Genomic DNA, 14,949 nt, shown 5'->3' on the forward strand with positions numbered 1-14,949 from the left:
ACGGATTGTAGGAAGCGGTAGCGAAGGCCAGTAGGGTCGCGAGTGCGTACACCGTGTTGCCTGAGTGGCGACAATGGACGGCCGCGACGGCCGTCATCCGGTGAGTCCAGACTGAACGGAAGATGCCGGAACCGGCATGTGAGGCGCTATCGAAGATGTGAGGCCGCGTTGCCGCGGCCATGTCACGCTCAGATCTTGAAGTTTTCCAGCGTCGCGGGATGAAAGAGTTCCTCGGGCTGCAGCAGCCGGCTGGACAAGCCTTCCTGATGATGCCGCTCAAGGAACCGCGACAACACGTGCCGGTTCGGCTCGAAGCCATACGACCAGAAATCGTGGCCCATGAGACGCCGCGCATTGCGCAGCTGTTCTTCGACGAACGGCAGCGTCACCTTGGTCGCGGACGTATCGCTGAGTCTGGCGAGCGCCAGCGCCTTGCTCTTCTCGAACGCCTTCGCCACCGCGCCGGGCAGCCACGGATGCTGCTCGGCGAGCGTGCGCCGCACGCCCAGCAGATGCATGATCGGGAACAGTTTCGTGCGCGTGTACCAGTCGGCGGCGGCCTTTTGCGGATCGTCGAAAAGGTATTTGACGTTCGGATGCCCGTTCGCGAAGCACGACGGCGCGCGCGGGCCGATGAGCGCATCGATCTCGCCGGATGCGAGCATGCCCGAGATCGTCTGGTTCTCCGGTGCGTTTTCGAGCCTCACGTCGCCGGGCAGCTTGAGACTGATCTTTTCGAGCCGGCCGGCTTCCTCATAGCCGCCGCGAACCCACGTGACGTCCGACGGCTTCAGACCGTGATCTTCCTCGAGAAAGAGCCGCGCCCACACGTTCGCCGTCAGCTGATATTCCGGCACGCCGATGCGCTTGCCCTTCAAGTCGGCAGGCGATTCGATGCCGCGATCGTTGCGCACATAGATCGACGTATGCCGGAACGCGCGCGACGGAAAAATCGGCACGCCGATATACGGGCTCGTGCCCGCCGCCGTCATCACGCTATAGCTCGACAGCGACAGTTCGCAGATATCGTAGTCGGCGTGGCGAAACGCGCGAAAGAAGATCTCTTCCGGATCCTGCAGCATGAAGGTCGGATCGACGCCGTCGATCTGCACTTCGCCATCGACCAGCGGCCGCATGCGATCGTAGTTCCCCACCGCGACCGACAGATTGAGCTTGCCCATATTCAACTTTCCTTTGTGATTGACGTTTCGCCGCCGATGAGCACGTCGCGCTGTTCGGCGCTCGAACGCAGCATCGCGAGGCAGATCTCCAGCGTGCCGCGCGCCCAGACGCCGTCGTGCAGCGGAGCGGTCTCGCCGTGCACGGCGGCCATGAGTTCGTCGATGACTTCCGCGCGCGGCACCTCGGGCGCATCGAGCTCGATGCGCTCGCGCCGTTCGTCTCCATACACGACGATGCTATCGGGCATCGGCCGGAGATCGCCGCGCTCGCACGACACGATCAGCGGCCCGAAGTGCTGATGCCTGCGGGTATGGGCTGTCTTGGCGGCGGGCGCATAGGCGTTGCCGCCGTACGTGCCCGCAGCCTTGAGACGCGCCTCTTCTTCGCGCGACGCCACTTTCGCGAGCTTGCGCCGCGCGGCGCCATACTCGTCGGCGTTGCGCGTCTGACCCATTTCGCCGATCCAGCCGGTCCACTCGTCGGAATCGAAATGTCCATAGCCGTTGTAGGCAAGCGTCGCGAATGCGCCGTTCTCGAACCAGAGCGTCGCGGTGTACGCGCCTTCGGTCGGACGCGCCGTATCCCAGTTGCCGACGGCAGCCCGGATGCGCGTAGCACGGCTTCCGGCAAGCATTCGCACGATATCCACCTGATGCGCCGCCTGGCTGAAAACCGCGCCGCCGCCCTCTTCCGTTTTCAGTTCCTCCGGACGGCGCGGCCGGTAGAGATAGTCGGTGTAGTTGAGCGCCTGGATCATCTTCACGTCGCCGAATGCGCCCGATGCGATCAACTCGCGCGTTCGCAGATACGGCGTGTCGAAGCTATGGCAGTGACCGACGATGAGATGCACCTTCGCCTCGCGACATGCGGCGATCATGTCGTCGCACTCGGCGAGCGACAGCGCCATCGGCTTCTCGACGAGCACATGCTTGCCGTGCGCCGCCGCGATTCGCGTATGCGCCGCATGAAACTGATGCGGACTCGCGATGTAAAGCGCATCGATATCGGCGCGGCGCGCGAGCGCTTCGATGTCGTCGAAAGCGGGCGCGTCGAAATCCGCTTCGAACTGCGCGCGCGCCGTCTCGCGCGGATCGCACGCCCCGGCGAGTCGCACGCGCGCGTCGGCGAGAAACGTCGGCAGCATCAGCGAAAAGGCGCGGCCGAGGCCGACGATGCCGAGTCTGATCGTGGTCATCAGACCTGAACCTGATAGTTCGATTCGAGTTCCGGCGCTTCCTTGTCGACGGACTCCATCCAGACCGGATGCGCCGCGTATTGCTTCCAGTCGGTGTCCTTCGGCACCATCGCCTGGAACGAGCACACGCTGCGTGGAATGGCCTTCTCGCCGGTCCCGATGGCCGCCTCGCCGGACTTGAACGCCTCGAGCGCATCGAGCATGCGGCGGCGGAACTCGACCACGGCGACATCGCTCGCGCCGAGGCGCTCTTCGGTGCGATCCGCGATCGCGCCCATCGTCACCCACATGGCGATGTCCTGATTCGGGAAGCCCTTGATGCCGGTGAAGTTGCCGGCCTTCATGGCTTCGCGATCCTGCCAGAAACGGTTGTCGTGATTGCGCAGCGGCCGATAGTACTCGTCGAGATCGATGCCGACCTGCTGCCCCAGGAACTTGCGCCACGTCTCGGTTTCCGGCGTCTTGTCCGGATGGCCCCACGCCATGAAATAGAACGCCGTGCTGTGGTCGTCGCAGGGCACGTTGATGTTCGCGACGTTGTAGAGGTTGTTCGGCGGGATCAGCGCGGTTGCCGGCGCGACGAACACGGTCGAGCGCACGTAGTCATGCGTAGCCGCGTTCTGTATCGGGCGGCGCAGCGCGGCATAGCGAAAGCCGTATTCGGTGCGATGCACCTGGAGGCGCGGCGCCTTGTCCGTCGATGGACGCAGCCAGTTCTTCGAGGTCGCTTCCGCGCCGCCCACACGCGCCGGCACGAAGTCCGACGAGTGCAGACTGGAGCTGTGCGCCGAATCGATCGCGCCTTCGAGAATCTGCGCCCAGTTGCACGGCAGGATCGCCTTGGCGATGCTCACGCGCGTGTCTTCGGTCGGCGCCCATGCCGGCGGCACGAACTCGGGAATGGCGTCCTGCGGGCCCATGTAAGCCCATACGAAGCCGCCCCACTCTTTCGTTTCATAGGCCTTGTGCTTGACCTTCTTCGTCATGTCGCTGCACGAAGGCTCCGAGACCATCTCGATCACATTGCCCTTCACGTCCATCTTCCAGCCGTGATAGAGACAGCGCAGACCGCAATCTTCGTTGCGTCCATAGACGAGCGACACCCGGCGATGCGGACAGTACTCGTCCATCACGCCGACATTGCCGTCGGTATCGCGGAAGACGACCAGATCCTCGCCGAACAGACGCGCCTTCACCGGCGCCCCGTCAGGTTCGCTGACTTCTTCGATGAGACACACCGGCGTCCAGTGACGGCGCATCAACTGACCCATCGGCGCATCGCCTTCGACGCGGCACAGCAATTCATTTTCTTCATGCGTGAGCATTTACGCTTCTCCTGACCAACCTATGCAGTGGGGAATGTTCTTCAGAGATCCAGCACCAGTTCTTCGCTCTTCGCACGCGATACGCAGATCATGATCTGATCGCGCTTCTCGTCCTCGCCGAGCACCATGTCGCGATGATCCGCTTCGCCCGCGCACAGCGTCGTGCGGCACGATCCGCAAGTGCCGCTTTCGCACGAGCTCGGCGCGCGGATGCCGTTGTCCCGCAAGATTTCGAGAATCGAGCGGTCCTTCGGAATCTCGAAAGAGCGGCCCGAGCGTTCCAGCTTCACGCTGAAAGGCGCGTTGTCGGCTGCGCGCGACTGATCCACGCCGAAGCTCTCGAAGTGCACGCTGCCGGTCGGCCAGTGCCCGGTCATGTCGCGCACGCCGTCCATCAACGCGCGCGGGCCGCAGCAATACACATGAGCGCCGCTCGCGGGCTTCTCGAACACGGGCCAGAAATCGAACGCTTGCGCGAGGTCGCCGTGGTCGTGATGAATGACCACATGCGGCTTCCATTCCGGGCCCGACAGTTCGTCGATGAAAGCGGTGGTCTCAGGGCTGCGCGAGACGTAGATGAGCTTGAAACGCGGGCCGTCGATGGCCTTCAGATAACGCATCATCGAGAGAATCGGCGTGATGCCGATGCCGCCCGCAACGAATACGAAACTGCGCGCGCGCTCGTTGAGCACGAATTCGTTGCGCGGCTCCGAGACGTCGATGCGATCGCCTTGCGCGAGGTCGTCCGCCATGCTGACCGAGCCGCCGCGACCCGCCGCGTCGCGCTTCACGGCGATCACATAGCGGTCCGTCTCGGCCGGATCGTTGCAGAGCGAATAGCTGCGATTCGCGCCGTTCGGCACGCGCACCGTCAGATGCGCGCCGGCCGTGAACGCAGGCAGCTTGCCGCCTGCGCCGTCACGCAACTCGAAACGGAAGATGCCTTCCGCCACCTGATCCTTCTTCGTCACCACGAGCGTCCTGAATGACAGTTCGTCGTTCATTGCACCGGCTCCCCTGCTTGTCGCCTCATTCGATCGAGCCTTCCCAGCGTCGATCACCATGACGTTTATATTAGATATCTAATCATTTATCGGCAAGCGGGTTTTCCCTGAAGCGCGTCACCTCGTTACAAGAAAAAACGGCGCCTTCATGACGAAGGCGCCGCCGCTGCTGCGAGAATCGATGCTTACGAATGCTTTTCCGCGTGCTCGCGCAGCGTGTTGGCCGGCACGCCGATCAGCACGGCGAGTCCGCCCAGCATGACGATGGCCGCGATCGCCGATAGCCCGATGGCCAGACTGCCCGTCATCGTCTTGATCCAGCCGAGCGCGATGGGTCCGCAGAACGCGCCGACTTGCCCCAGGCAACTGATCGCGCCGATGCCCGCGGCGGCGGCGTCATCGGAGAGATAGGCCGGCGGAATCGACCAGATGATCGCGGCCGCGCCGAAGTACGAAATGGAGATCATGCCCAGACAGACGATGGCCGCTGTCGTATTGCCGGCCAGCACGGGCAGCAGGAAGCCGCCCAGCGCGCCCACCGCCGTACACAGGAAGAAATGCCAGCGGCGTTCCAGCGTCACGTCGGAACTGCGCGCGACCGCGAACATGCCGAGCGCGCCGATGATGTACGGCAGCGCGGACAGCAAACCGACGTTCAGCACGTCCGACACGCCCGCCTGACGGATGATGGTCGGCGTCCAGTAGTTGAGGATCGTGCCGCACAAAGGCACCGTGCCCCAGCCCGCCGCGAGGATATACACGCGCGGATCCTTGAGCGCGGCCAGCAACTGATGACGCGTATGTTTGGCGGGCTTTTTCTCGGCGCGGTCGGCGGCGAGCGCATCGAGGATGATCTTCTTCTGTTCCTCGTCGAGCCAGCGCGCGTCTTGCGGGCGATCGACGAGATAGAAGAACGCGACGATGCCCATCAGCAGCGCAGGCAGGCCTTCGAGAAAGAAGAGCCACTGCCAGTTCTTGTAGCCGAGCACGTCGACGAAGTTATGCAGGATCCAGCCCGAGAGCGGCCCGCCGATGATGCCCGCCGCGGCAATCGCCAGCAGGAAGCGCGATGTGATCCGCGCGCGCCGCGCGCCCGGGTACCAGTACGTCAGATAGAGAATGATGCCGGGCCAGAACCCGGCCTCCGCCGCGCCGAGCAGGATGCGCGCGATATAAAACTGCGCCGGCGTGGTCATGAAGGCCATCGCGGTCGAGATGCCGCCCCACAGGATCATGATGCGGGAAATCGTGAGGCGTGCGCCGATCTTCTTGAGCCACAGCGTGCTCGGCACTTCCAACAGGATATAGCCGATGAAGAACAGACTCACGCCGAGACCGTAAGCGGCGTCGGACAGACCGAGATCCTGCTTCAGATGCAGTTGCGCGAAGCTGACGTTCACGCGATCCAGATAATTGAGCACCCAGCAGACGAAGATGAACGACATCAGCCGCCAGGTGACCTTGTGATACGTGGCCTCTACACGCGCTGCCGCCGCGTCCGATTCCGATATGAATTGCGTGACTGTGGATTTGGCCACAAAGCGTCTCCGATTCCCATGCTCATGAGGACGATGCCCTGGCGCAGAAAGATGCCTCCCGCGACCCGGACATACCTTATTTTTATTCGATATCTAATCATTATGGTAAGGAGACCGGCGCGCGCGGACAAGTTCGGGTTTGCACGGAGTTCTGCGCGCTTTGCAACGGATGCGGGCGCGACGGCTGCGCGGCTATGATGTCGGGAAGACCAACTGCATTCGGGAACGAACCGCCATGACACGAAAGAAGGCTGTGGAGGGCGCGCCCCGCGAGACCGCGGAGATGCTGCGCCATTGGCACGAATCGGTGCCCAACGATCGCCTCGCGCACCTTGTAAAGGACGCCACGCGCTCGATGGTGCGCGCACTGCAGATGCGGCTCGCCGAGCACTCGGTGTCGTTCGGGCACTGGACTTTCCTGCGCATTCTGTGGGAGAAAGACGGCCTGACGCAGCGCGAATTGAGCGAACAGGCCGGCGTGATGGCGCCGACGACCTTCGCCGCCGTCACTGCGATGGAGAAGCTGGGACTCGTCGAGCGTCAGCAGCGGCCGGACAACAAGAAGAACACGCATGTGTTCCTCACCGCCGAAGGGCGCGCATTGAAAGACCAACTGGTTCCGCTTGCCGAGGAAGTTAACGAGATCAGCGTGACGGGTTTGACTGACCGCGAAATCAAGACAGCGCGCAAGGTGCTGCTCACGATCATCGAGAATCTCGCGGATGATGAGTCGGGCTCGACCAATCCCATGCGACGCGTCTTATCGACGCGCGAACTGGGCAAGCTGATCGCCGAGCGCGGCGAGAGTTTTGAAGACGCGTGATGCGCCGTAGCGCCTCCGCGCCGATCGCGTCATGCGACCTCGAACGGATCGATTGGGCGGTCATCCATCACGATTTCCGCATCGAGTTTTTGGGTGCTGATCGAGAAGCGCGCCTGGTGCGGGAATGACGTGCAAAGGGCGTTTCGGGCGCTTGCTAATGGCCGGTTCCTTGCCGGTCACGATGGATTCGGCGGCGTCCGAGTGTTGCCGTCATCAGCCTCCGTCAACGGCAAATCCCGTTTCGGTTCGGCGGGCTTCGTATCGGGTTGCTTCGTCTTGTCGGTATCGACAACGTCAGTGCCGGGTTCGTTCTGCGGAATGGTCATGATCGGCTCCAATCGGTACGTGAATGTGAGCGCCTCGAGGCGCGCAACATCGACTGCAGCACGAAGAATGCCCAAACGGCCGGAACACCGTTTGCTGTTCTTGAGAATCAAGACAACGATGGAGCCGATCATGTGCGCCGCACGAACGGAAAACAGCAAGCCGCCTCAGAATCCGATCGATTTCGACGGGCTCACCGATCTCGGTCCGGCACAGCCCAAGAACCCGCCCCACCGCGCTAACGAAGACGCTGAATTACGCGATCCTCCAAGTCCGGCCGGCGTGCCGTCCACTGGCGCGAATGAAGGACAACGTTGACGGCCGGCTCACGGAGACTGGTCATGGTCCATCGTCGAATGCAAACGGCGGGCGCACCTGCTCGGGTGGGCGCACTCGATGCAGGTTCAGCGCGACATCCGCAGCATCGGCACGGCCCTCACGCGCGCACCGAGGCGGATGGTGAGTCCCAGCGACGGCCAGCCAGACGCATCGCGTAGTCGATTAAACGCGAGTCAGCATCCGGCCACCAGCCGCGCTCCATGCTCAGCGCCCTGCCGTCTACGCCGCCGTTCATGTAGAAAACACGCTCGAGCGCTTCTCGCAGACGCCGAAAAAATCCTCTTGTGTCGCTTGCGAGCGACCAAGCAGAGCGCTCGCGCCATCATAGGGTTCTCTCGAAGATCGCGCCGAATCCGGATGTGTCCTTACCTGTCGGCGCGGCGCTGGCTAAAGGCGGCGCAATTTGAGCCAGCTTGTCTGCGAGCGCGGCTTCTGAAAACGGCTTCACGATATAGCCGCTCGCACCGGCGTTGATCGCGGCGAGCACGTTCTCGCGCCGCTTTTCGGCGGTCACCATCAATACCGGCAGTTCGGCCAGATCGGACTTGCGGATCTCCTGCAGGAGAGTCAGCCCGTCCATATTGGGCATGTTCCAATCAGTTATGACGAGATCGAACTGTTGCGTGCGCAACTTTTCGAGCGCTGACACTCCGTCCTCTGCTTCGTCGATGGTCGTATAACCGATCGCTCTCAGCATTTTCCGGATCAGATTGCGCATGGTGGCCATGTCATCGACCACCAACAAACGCGTGTGAGCATTTACCACCCTTTCCTTCTCCTTCATTTAAAGAAGCGCTCGCAAGTATTGGCTATCGCCCCTGCAAGATGCTTCGCACTATTGATTCACTACAACGGCCGCCTTTCGAGACGACGGTGTTGAGCGAGCCCAAGGACGTCCGATCGAGACAACGCGTCGAATTCGACGCAAGCCTTCGCCGCCGACTCAGGCCAAGGCATCGGCCGCCCGCCACGCTCAGAACGTCGACCAGTCGCCGTCAGCCGCCGCCGCGACTGCAACCGGCTTCTGCCCGCTCGAAGGCTTCGGCACGCGCGGCGTCGTCCCGCTCTTTTCGGCGAGTGCGGGTCGCGGCGTTTGAGGAGCGCGATGACTGATTGGCTTGACGGCGAGCGTCTGACCGGTGCGGAACACGCCTACGGCGGCGGTCAGTTGCTTCGCCTGATCCTCCATCGAACCTGCCGCGGCCGCTGCCTCTTCAACGAGCGCGGCGTTCTGCTGCGTCACCTCGTCCATCTGCGAGATAGCTTGATTCACTTGCTCGATGCCACGGCTTTGCTCGTTGGATGCGGACGCGATCTCGCCCATGATGTCGGTGACTCGCTGGATCGCCGTGCCCACGCGCTTCATCGTCTCGCCTGCCTGTGCGACGAGTACGGTCCCTTCTTGGACTCTTCCGCCTGACGTTTCGATGAGATCCCTGATCTCCCTGGCGGCCGTCGATGACCGCTGCGCAAGGTTGCGCACTTCGCTCGCAACGACGGCAAAGCCGCGGCCCTGCTCGCCTGCGCGTGCTGCTTCGACTGCAGCGTTGAGCGCCAGGATGTTGGTCTGGAATGCGATGCCTTCGATAATCCCGATGATTTCGGCGATCTTTTCGGAGCTCTGCTCGATGCCATCCATCGTCTGAATCACCTGACCGATGATGGCGCTTCCCTCGTTGGCGACCGCATTCGCGTTGTCCGCCAGTCCGCTCGCTTGCTGGGCGTTCTCCGAGTTTTGCTTAACCGTCGCCGTCAGTTCCTCCATGCTCGCGGCGGTTTCTTGCAGCGATGCCGCTTGCTGCTCTGTGCGACTCGAGAGGTCGGTATTGCCAGCCGCAATCTGAACGGCGCCAGATGATACGGATTCCGAACTCGTGCGGATCGTGATAACCATGTCTTGCAGACCACGGCGCATGCTTTCGACTGCCGCGAGAAGGCTGCGGTCATCACCGTCCTTCAAGGGCGTTGGCGAACCGAGGTCTCCGCCTGCAATCTCCCGAACAACGCGCGCGGCAAACTCTGGTTCTCCGCCGAGGGCTCCGGTGACGCTGCGTATGATTTTCCACGCCAACGCAGCAATGACCAAGAGCGCTACGCCTATCAAGCCGGCAGTCTGAAGCGTCGTATGCAGGATGGTGGCGCTGATATCGTCGGTGAAGAATCCGGTGCCGATCCACCAGCCCCAAGGCTTGAACTCGACAATGCCGTTCATCTTGCCTGTCATGACGCCGGTCGATGGGTGGGCGGTAACCACCATCACCACGGGGATGTGCTCCTTGGCGAGCATCTCGCGATAGAACTCTGTGTCTGGCCGTCCGTCCGGCGCCTTGCCCAGCAGGATTTTGCCGATGTTCTCCTGTTTGCGATGAACGAGCGAGGTCCCATCCGGAAGGCGGGCCCAGAAGTAACTCTGATCGGAATGATTCATCCTGTTCAAAGCGGTCTTCGTTGCGGACTGCGCTTGCTCCGTAGTCATCGCACCGGCAACTTCCTGATTGTGATAATACTCAGCGAGGTGCTCGGCCATTTTCAACAGGTTGACTATCTCCGCCTGTTTCGCATCGAGCATTGCGCGTCGCTCGCTATAGACGCTGTATCCTCCGACTGCGAGCAAAGCGATAAGCGCTGTGACGGCTAACAGTGTCAGCCGAGTAGAAACTTTCATTGCAGATTCCGTGTGCATGGTTGTGGTCGCGGCAATTCGCGGCGTCCTCCCTGCTAACGGCACTAACCGCAAGCACTTGAGTCGAGGATCGCGGCGGACATCCGGTTTTCGTCTGGCCGACCGCGGGACGCGCTGCGGACACGCTGCCGCGGTACGCGAGCGTTCCCCCGTCGGACGTGTTCAAAGGTCGACTTGACCCCTTTCAAGCCAAACTTCGTCTGCTCGGCCGGTATCGTGATGCCCAACCCCCGCTTGCGAACGCGTGGGCGGCACACCGAATGCTTCGAGTCTTCCGCCGCGACGCCGTCGTAGCGGGGCCGCGTCAGACGGGTTCGGCGCTCGAGTCAGCCTTGCGAACGCGCGAGTCGTCCGGGCCGTGCTTCGTCGGCTGCCAATAAGGCGGCACGCAAAGGAAAAGCGTTGCCGTTTTTCGGCCGGTGATTCTGATCTTGCCGAGCGCGAAAGGACTCAGATGATGCTATGTAACAGGCGTAAATCTGCCGACACGGAAACGCATGGTGCCGAGCGCGGACTCGACCGCTTCGAGGGATTCAGCGACGCGGTGTTCGCGATCGCGCTGACCCTGCTGATCGTCGAGATCAAGGTTCCCGGATCCCCCGAGGGCACGCATGACTACAGCGACCTGGCAAGCGCCATGGCGGAGCAGTGGCGCGAATATCTCGCGCTCGTTCTCTGCTATGTCGTGATCGGAGCCTACTGGCTGCAACACCATTATTCGGGTCGCATTTATGCAAAGAGCGATCACTGGTTCGGCGTGATCAACCTCCTGTTCCTGCTGGCGATCGTCGTCATTCCTTATCCGATCCGCGTGTGGTGCTTTCACTTGGGCACGGGCTTCGAGCCCGTCGCATCAGTAACCCTCGTTGCCGGTCTTGCCCTGACCGCCTGCACCTGGATGGCGAAGTGGTTCTATGCAATGCGAGGCCGCCGGCTGATGGACGAACGGCTCGCGCCGGATTTCCTCCAGCAGATGACGCGCCGCTACGGCGCTGCGACGCTGGTTCAGATCGCTGCAGTTCCCGTCGCGGTCGCGGCGTGCCGCATCGGCGTGGCCATTGCACTGCTGTCCATCGCCTTCTTTCTGCTGCCACAGCCCACGCCGCGCTACAACCCCAGAGAGGAGCCGAGCGAGGCTGAGAAATTAGGCAAGTAAAGGGGGCGCGCTGTCTCGAGCGGGATCGGCCAAATTCGGCCGTTTGCTCAATCCCGCTCGTCATTCCAGCAGAGTTCGACGGCTGCACGGGCGCCGGCCTCGATGCTTCGCCTCAAGCCGGCGAAGCATCGAGCGCCTCGTCCTGCCGCGCCCTGTTCCACAGCACCAATTCCTCGGCTGGGATCGCCGGTGCGAACAGGAAACCCTGCAACTCATCGCAGCCGATCTTGCGCAACACTTGCGCTTGATGGCCGGTTTCCACCCCTTCGGCCACCACGCGCAAACCAAGCTCATGCCCGAGATCGACGATCGCCTTGACGATGGCAAGATCGGCAGATGCGTCGAGCATGTCTCGCACGAACGCGCGGTCGATCTTCAGACGGTCGAGCGGAAACCGGTTCAGATAGCTGAGACTCGAGTAGCCGGTGCCGAAGTCGTCGAGCGAGAGCTTGACGCCTAGCCCGCGAATGGCGTGAATGGCTTGCGCGTAGTGTTCGGCGCCATCCATGAGAACCGTCTCGGTGATTTCGAGTTCCAGGCAATGCGGCGGCACGCCATGCGCGAGCAGACTCGTGCCAAGCGCCGCAACGAGCTCCGGCTCGCGTAGCTGGAGCGCCGAAATGTTGACGGACGCGCGTATTTCGAGGCCCTCTTCGTCGCGCCAGGCGGCAAGCTGCCGGCACGCTTCCTCGATCACCCACGCGCCAATGGAAACGATGAGGCGCGTGTCCTCCGCCACCGGGATAAACACAGCCGGACCGATTTCACCCAGTACCGCGCTTTTCCAGCGCAGCAGTCCTTCGACGCTCGCGAGCGCACCGGACCGCGCTTCGAGGCACGGCTGCCACTCGAGCCGCAACTCGCCGAACTCGATAGCCGTGCGCAAACACGTTTCCAGCGTGAGCCGATGCCTCGCCTGTTCGGCCATGTCGGCCGAGAAAAACTTGACCTGATTTCGTCCGGCAGACTTGGCCTGATACATCGCGGCGTCGGCGTTCTGCATCAACGTATCGATGTCTTCGCCATCATCCGGGTACAGTGCGACGCCGATGCTGCTCGCAACCTGCAGTGTCAGCCCGCTCACTTCATGCGCTTCGCGAAGCAGCGGGAGCAGCCGCTGTTCGATGCTGCGCGCCACTTCGCTCGCGTGACCGACTCCGTTGAGCAGCACCGTGAACTCGTCTCCGCCCAGGCGGCTCACGGTGTCGTGGGTGCCGACCGCATTGAGCAGGCGTCGCGACACGGACCGCAACAGGCCATCACCGATGTGATGTCCGAGCGAATCGTTGATGTTCTTGAAGCGGTCCAGATCGATGAACAGCACCGCGACGCGCTGCCGCGTTCGCTGCGCTGCTGCGATGGCAACGCCGAGTTTCGCGGCAAAGAGTGCACGGTTGGGCAGTTCGGTGAGCACGTCATGCTGCGCGAGAAACTGAATGCGCGCTTCGCTCTTCTTGCGGTCCGTGATGTCGATCAGCGTGCAGATGTAATGCGATACGGTGCCGCGCTTGTCGTGTACCGCGCTGATCATGAGCCACGCCGGATAATCACCGCCCTCGCGGCGGCTTATTTGCGCTTCGCCGTGCCAGGTGCTGCTGCGCCCGACGCGTTGCAAGAGGTTACCCAGCGGACCGTTTTCGTCTTCCTGCGCCTGCGTGTCGATGAAGGCCGGCGGCTTGCCCGCCACGTCGTCCATCCGATAACCGGTTGCGCGAAAGAACGAAGGATTCGCAGTGAGCAGACGCGCCTCGGCGTTCAGGATGACGATCGCCTCGGACGATGCCTCGAACACCTTGCCCCACAGTTCCAGCCGCTGCTCCATGAGCTTGATCTGATTGATCGGCGTGAAGGCGGTGAGAATGGCGTCGCGTCCCTGGAAGTCGAGACGGCGCGCCGACAGCATCGCCCAGCTCGGCTGCGAGGTCGCTTTCCAGTGAACTTCGAATTCGTCGATGGCTTCGCGGTCGGAAAGTTGCTGAAAGAAGCGCGCGCGGGTCGCGGAGTCGAGACCCTGAGCCCACGGGTCGGTGCTGCTCCCATTGAGCCAGAAGAGTCCAGGCGCATTGGCGTGCAATACCTCGTGGCCGGGAATGGCGGTGACGACCATCGGCACGGGCGTGGCTTCCACGAGCGCTGATTGCGCGGCCGACGCGCGGGCGGTCGCCGCCAATTCCTTCTGCACGACGCGTTCGCGATCCAGTTGCGCAAGCATTTCGTTGAAGCCGCGCACGAGTTGGCCGATCTCGTCCTGACTGTCCCAGTCGGCGCGCTTCGTGTGATCGCCGGTGCGGCGCACCACATCCATCACGCGCGCGAGTTTGCGTAGCGGCGACGAAATCTGCTGCGCGACGCAATAAACCAGTGTCAGGATGGCGCAGAGCAGGAAAAGCGCCGTGCCCAAATGCAGCCACATGCGCGAAAACAGGGCTTGCACGCGTGCATGCAGCAGGCCGTCTAGCTGCTCGCCGGTATCGCGCCAGAGGCCGTCTACGCTTTGAACGAGCGCTTGCTGCGCGCTGTCGACGATCATCAGCACAGCTGCATCCGGCGCCACGTTGTCGTCCACCACCACGCGCGCCGCATGCCTGAATGCCTCGACGGCAATGCGCATTCGATCGAACGACGGGCTGAGTGTGCGCTCGAATTGACGATTGGCCGCCCCCGCCTCGGCGTAGTCCGACCGCAAACCTTGCATGACCCCGTCGAGTTGCCCTTCGAGGACCAGATAACGCGAACGCACTTCCTCTCGCGAGCGCGCGTGAGCGCCGTCGTGCAGATGGCGCCCGATGCTGTTCACCGCGGTCAGCAGCGCGGGATAGCGCAAGATCGAGAGCGACATCGCGTAGTAGCTGTCGAGATCCGGGTCGAGAATCAGGTTCGACTGATTACCGATGCGCGTTATCAGATCGCGGGAGGCCGTCAGCGCCTGGTCCGTCGACGCGATCCCGACCTCGCGTTCGTGCGCCATCGTCTGCAGAGCGGTCCGCAGCGCGTTGCTCGGCTCCGCGCTTCCCATTTGCGCGCCGTATTGCTGCTCGGCACGAACGAGCCTGTCGATCTCGGCATCGAGCTGCGCCGCCGTCGGCGGTTTGCCCGCGCCCGCCATCGCGATGGACGTGATGCCATGTTCGACCTCGTGAACATACGCGTTGCCGACAATCTCCTTGTTCGAAAAATCGATCGCCAGATACTTTTCGTGAATCAGAATCCCGCTGATGTAGATCACCGCGCTGAGATCGAGCAGGTAGATGAGCAGCAACTTGTGCCCCACGCGCAAACGCGCGAGCAGCTTGAAGAAAGGATTCCGTTTCATGGGCGAGACGTTTGGAAACGTGCAAGAAGAGTCATGCAGGCGGGCGTTCACAGGGCAGCGAATGGCC

The 14,949-nt window shown here is 62.5% G+C and carries 11 protein-coding genes; 3 read left to right on the forward strand and 8 right to left on the reverse strand.

Annotated elements, in window-relative coordinates:
- Positions 1 to 188: 188 nt before the first annotated feature.
- From QCE58_RS30105 to QCE58_RS30125, 5 genes are all read right to left on the reverse strand, one after another.
- Complete coding sequence (locus QCE58_RS30105) at positions 189 to 1,181, reverse strand: ABC transporter substrate-binding protein (protein ID WP_250522725.1); 993 nt, start codon at positions 1,179 to 1,181, stop codon at positions 189 to 191.
- A gap of 2 nt (positions 1,182 to 1,183) precedes the next feature.
- Positions 1,184 to 2,377 carry a Gfo/Idh/MocA family protein gene (locus tag QCE58_RS30110; RefSeq protein ID WP_250522724.1) on the reverse strand — a complete coding sequence of 398 codons (1,194 nt, stop codon included), beginning with the start codon at positions 2,375 to 2,377 and terminating at the stop codon, positions 1,184 to 1,186.
- A complete protein-coding gene (locus QCE58_RS30115; protein WP_175982127.1) occupies positions 2,377 to 3,702 on the reverse strand; it encodes a Rieske 2Fe-2S domain-containing protein in 1,326 nt (441 codons plus the stop codon). The genes QCE58_RS30110 and QCE58_RS30115 overlap by 1 nt, the downstream gene beginning before the upstream one ends.
- A 41-nt stretch (positions 3,703 to 3,743) precedes the next feature.
- On the reverse strand, positions 3,744 to 4,706 hold the full coding sequence (locus tag QCE58_RS30120; RefSeq protein ID WP_175982128.1) for a PDR/VanB family oxidoreductase: 963 nt from the start codon (positions 4,704 to 4,706) through the stop codon (positions 3,744 to 3,746).
- A gap of 185 nt (positions 4,707 to 4,891) precedes the next feature.
- A complete protein-coding gene (locus QCE58_RS30125) occupies positions 4,892 to 6,244 on the reverse strand; it encodes an MFS transporter (RefSeq protein ID WP_008345585.1) in 1,353 nt (450 codons plus the stop codon).
- Positions 6,245 to 6,479: 235 nt separating this feature from the next.
- On the opposite strand from QCE58_RS30125, the gene QCE58_RS30130 reads away from it, so the two are divergent.
- Together QCE58_RS30130 and QCE58_RS30135 are read left to right on the forward strand one after the other, a co-directional pair.
- Positions 6,480 to 7,067, forward strand: coding sequence for a MarR family winged helix-turn-helix transcriptional regulator (locus QCE58_RS30130; RefSeq protein ID WP_033535651.1), 588 nt, complete (start codon positions 6,480 to 6,482; stop codon positions 7,065 to 7,067).
- A 93-nt stretch (positions 7,068 to 7,160) separates the two neighbouring features.
- Positions 7,161 to 7,709 carry a hypothetical protein gene (locus QCE58_RS30135; RefSeq protein ID WP_250522723.1) on the forward strand — a complete coding sequence of 183 codons (549 nt, stop codon included), beginning with the start codon at positions 7,161 to 7,163 and terminating at the stop codon, positions 7,707 to 7,709.
- A 343-nt stretch (positions 7,710 to 8,052) separates the two neighbouring features.
- On the opposite strand, the gene QCE58_RS30140 is transcribed toward QCE58_RS30135, so the two are convergent.
- Together QCE58_RS30140 and QCE58_RS30145 are read right to left on the reverse strand one after the other, a co-directional pair.
- Complete coding sequence (locus tag QCE58_RS30140) at positions 8,053 to 8,496, reverse strand: response regulator (RefSeq protein ID WP_144403563.1); 444 nt, start codon at positions 8,494 to 8,496, stop codon at positions 8,053 to 8,055.
- Positions 8,497 to 8,703: 207 nt separating this feature from the next.
- On the reverse strand, positions 8,704 to 10,395 hold the full coding sequence (locus QCE58_RS30145) for a methyl-accepting chemotaxis protein (protein WP_250522722.1): 1,692 nt from the start codon (positions 10,393 to 10,395) through the stop codon (positions 8,704 to 8,706).
- A gap of 472 nt (positions 10,396 to 10,867) precedes the next feature.
- Between QCE58_RS30145 and QCE58_RS30150 the strand changes: the two genes are divergently transcribed.
- Positions 10,868 to 11,569 (forward strand): TMEM175 family protein, encoded by a 702-nt coding sequence (locus tag QCE58_RS30150; RefSeq protein WP_250522721.1) that lies wholly within the window; start codon positions 10,868 to 10,870, stop codon positions 11,567 to 11,569.
- A 112-nt stretch (positions 11,570 to 11,681) separates the two neighbouring features.
- Here the strand turns inward: QCE58_RS30150 and QCE58_RS30155 are convergent, their stop codons facing one another.
- Positions 11,682 to 14,882 carry an EAL domain-containing protein gene (locus QCE58_RS30155; protein ID WP_008345596.1) on the reverse strand — a complete coding sequence of 1,067 codons (3,201 nt, stop codon included), beginning with the start codon at positions 14,880 to 14,882 and terminating at the stop codon, positions 11,682 to 11,684.
- Positions 14,883 to 14,949 lie beyond the last annotated feature (67 nt).

The organism is Caballeronia sp. LZ028 (genome assembly GCF_031451415.1).
In the GTDB taxonomy this organism is placed as follows: Bacteria; Pseudomonadota; Gammaproteobacteria; order Burkholderiales; family Burkholderiaceae; genus Caballeronia; species Caballeronia zhejiangensis.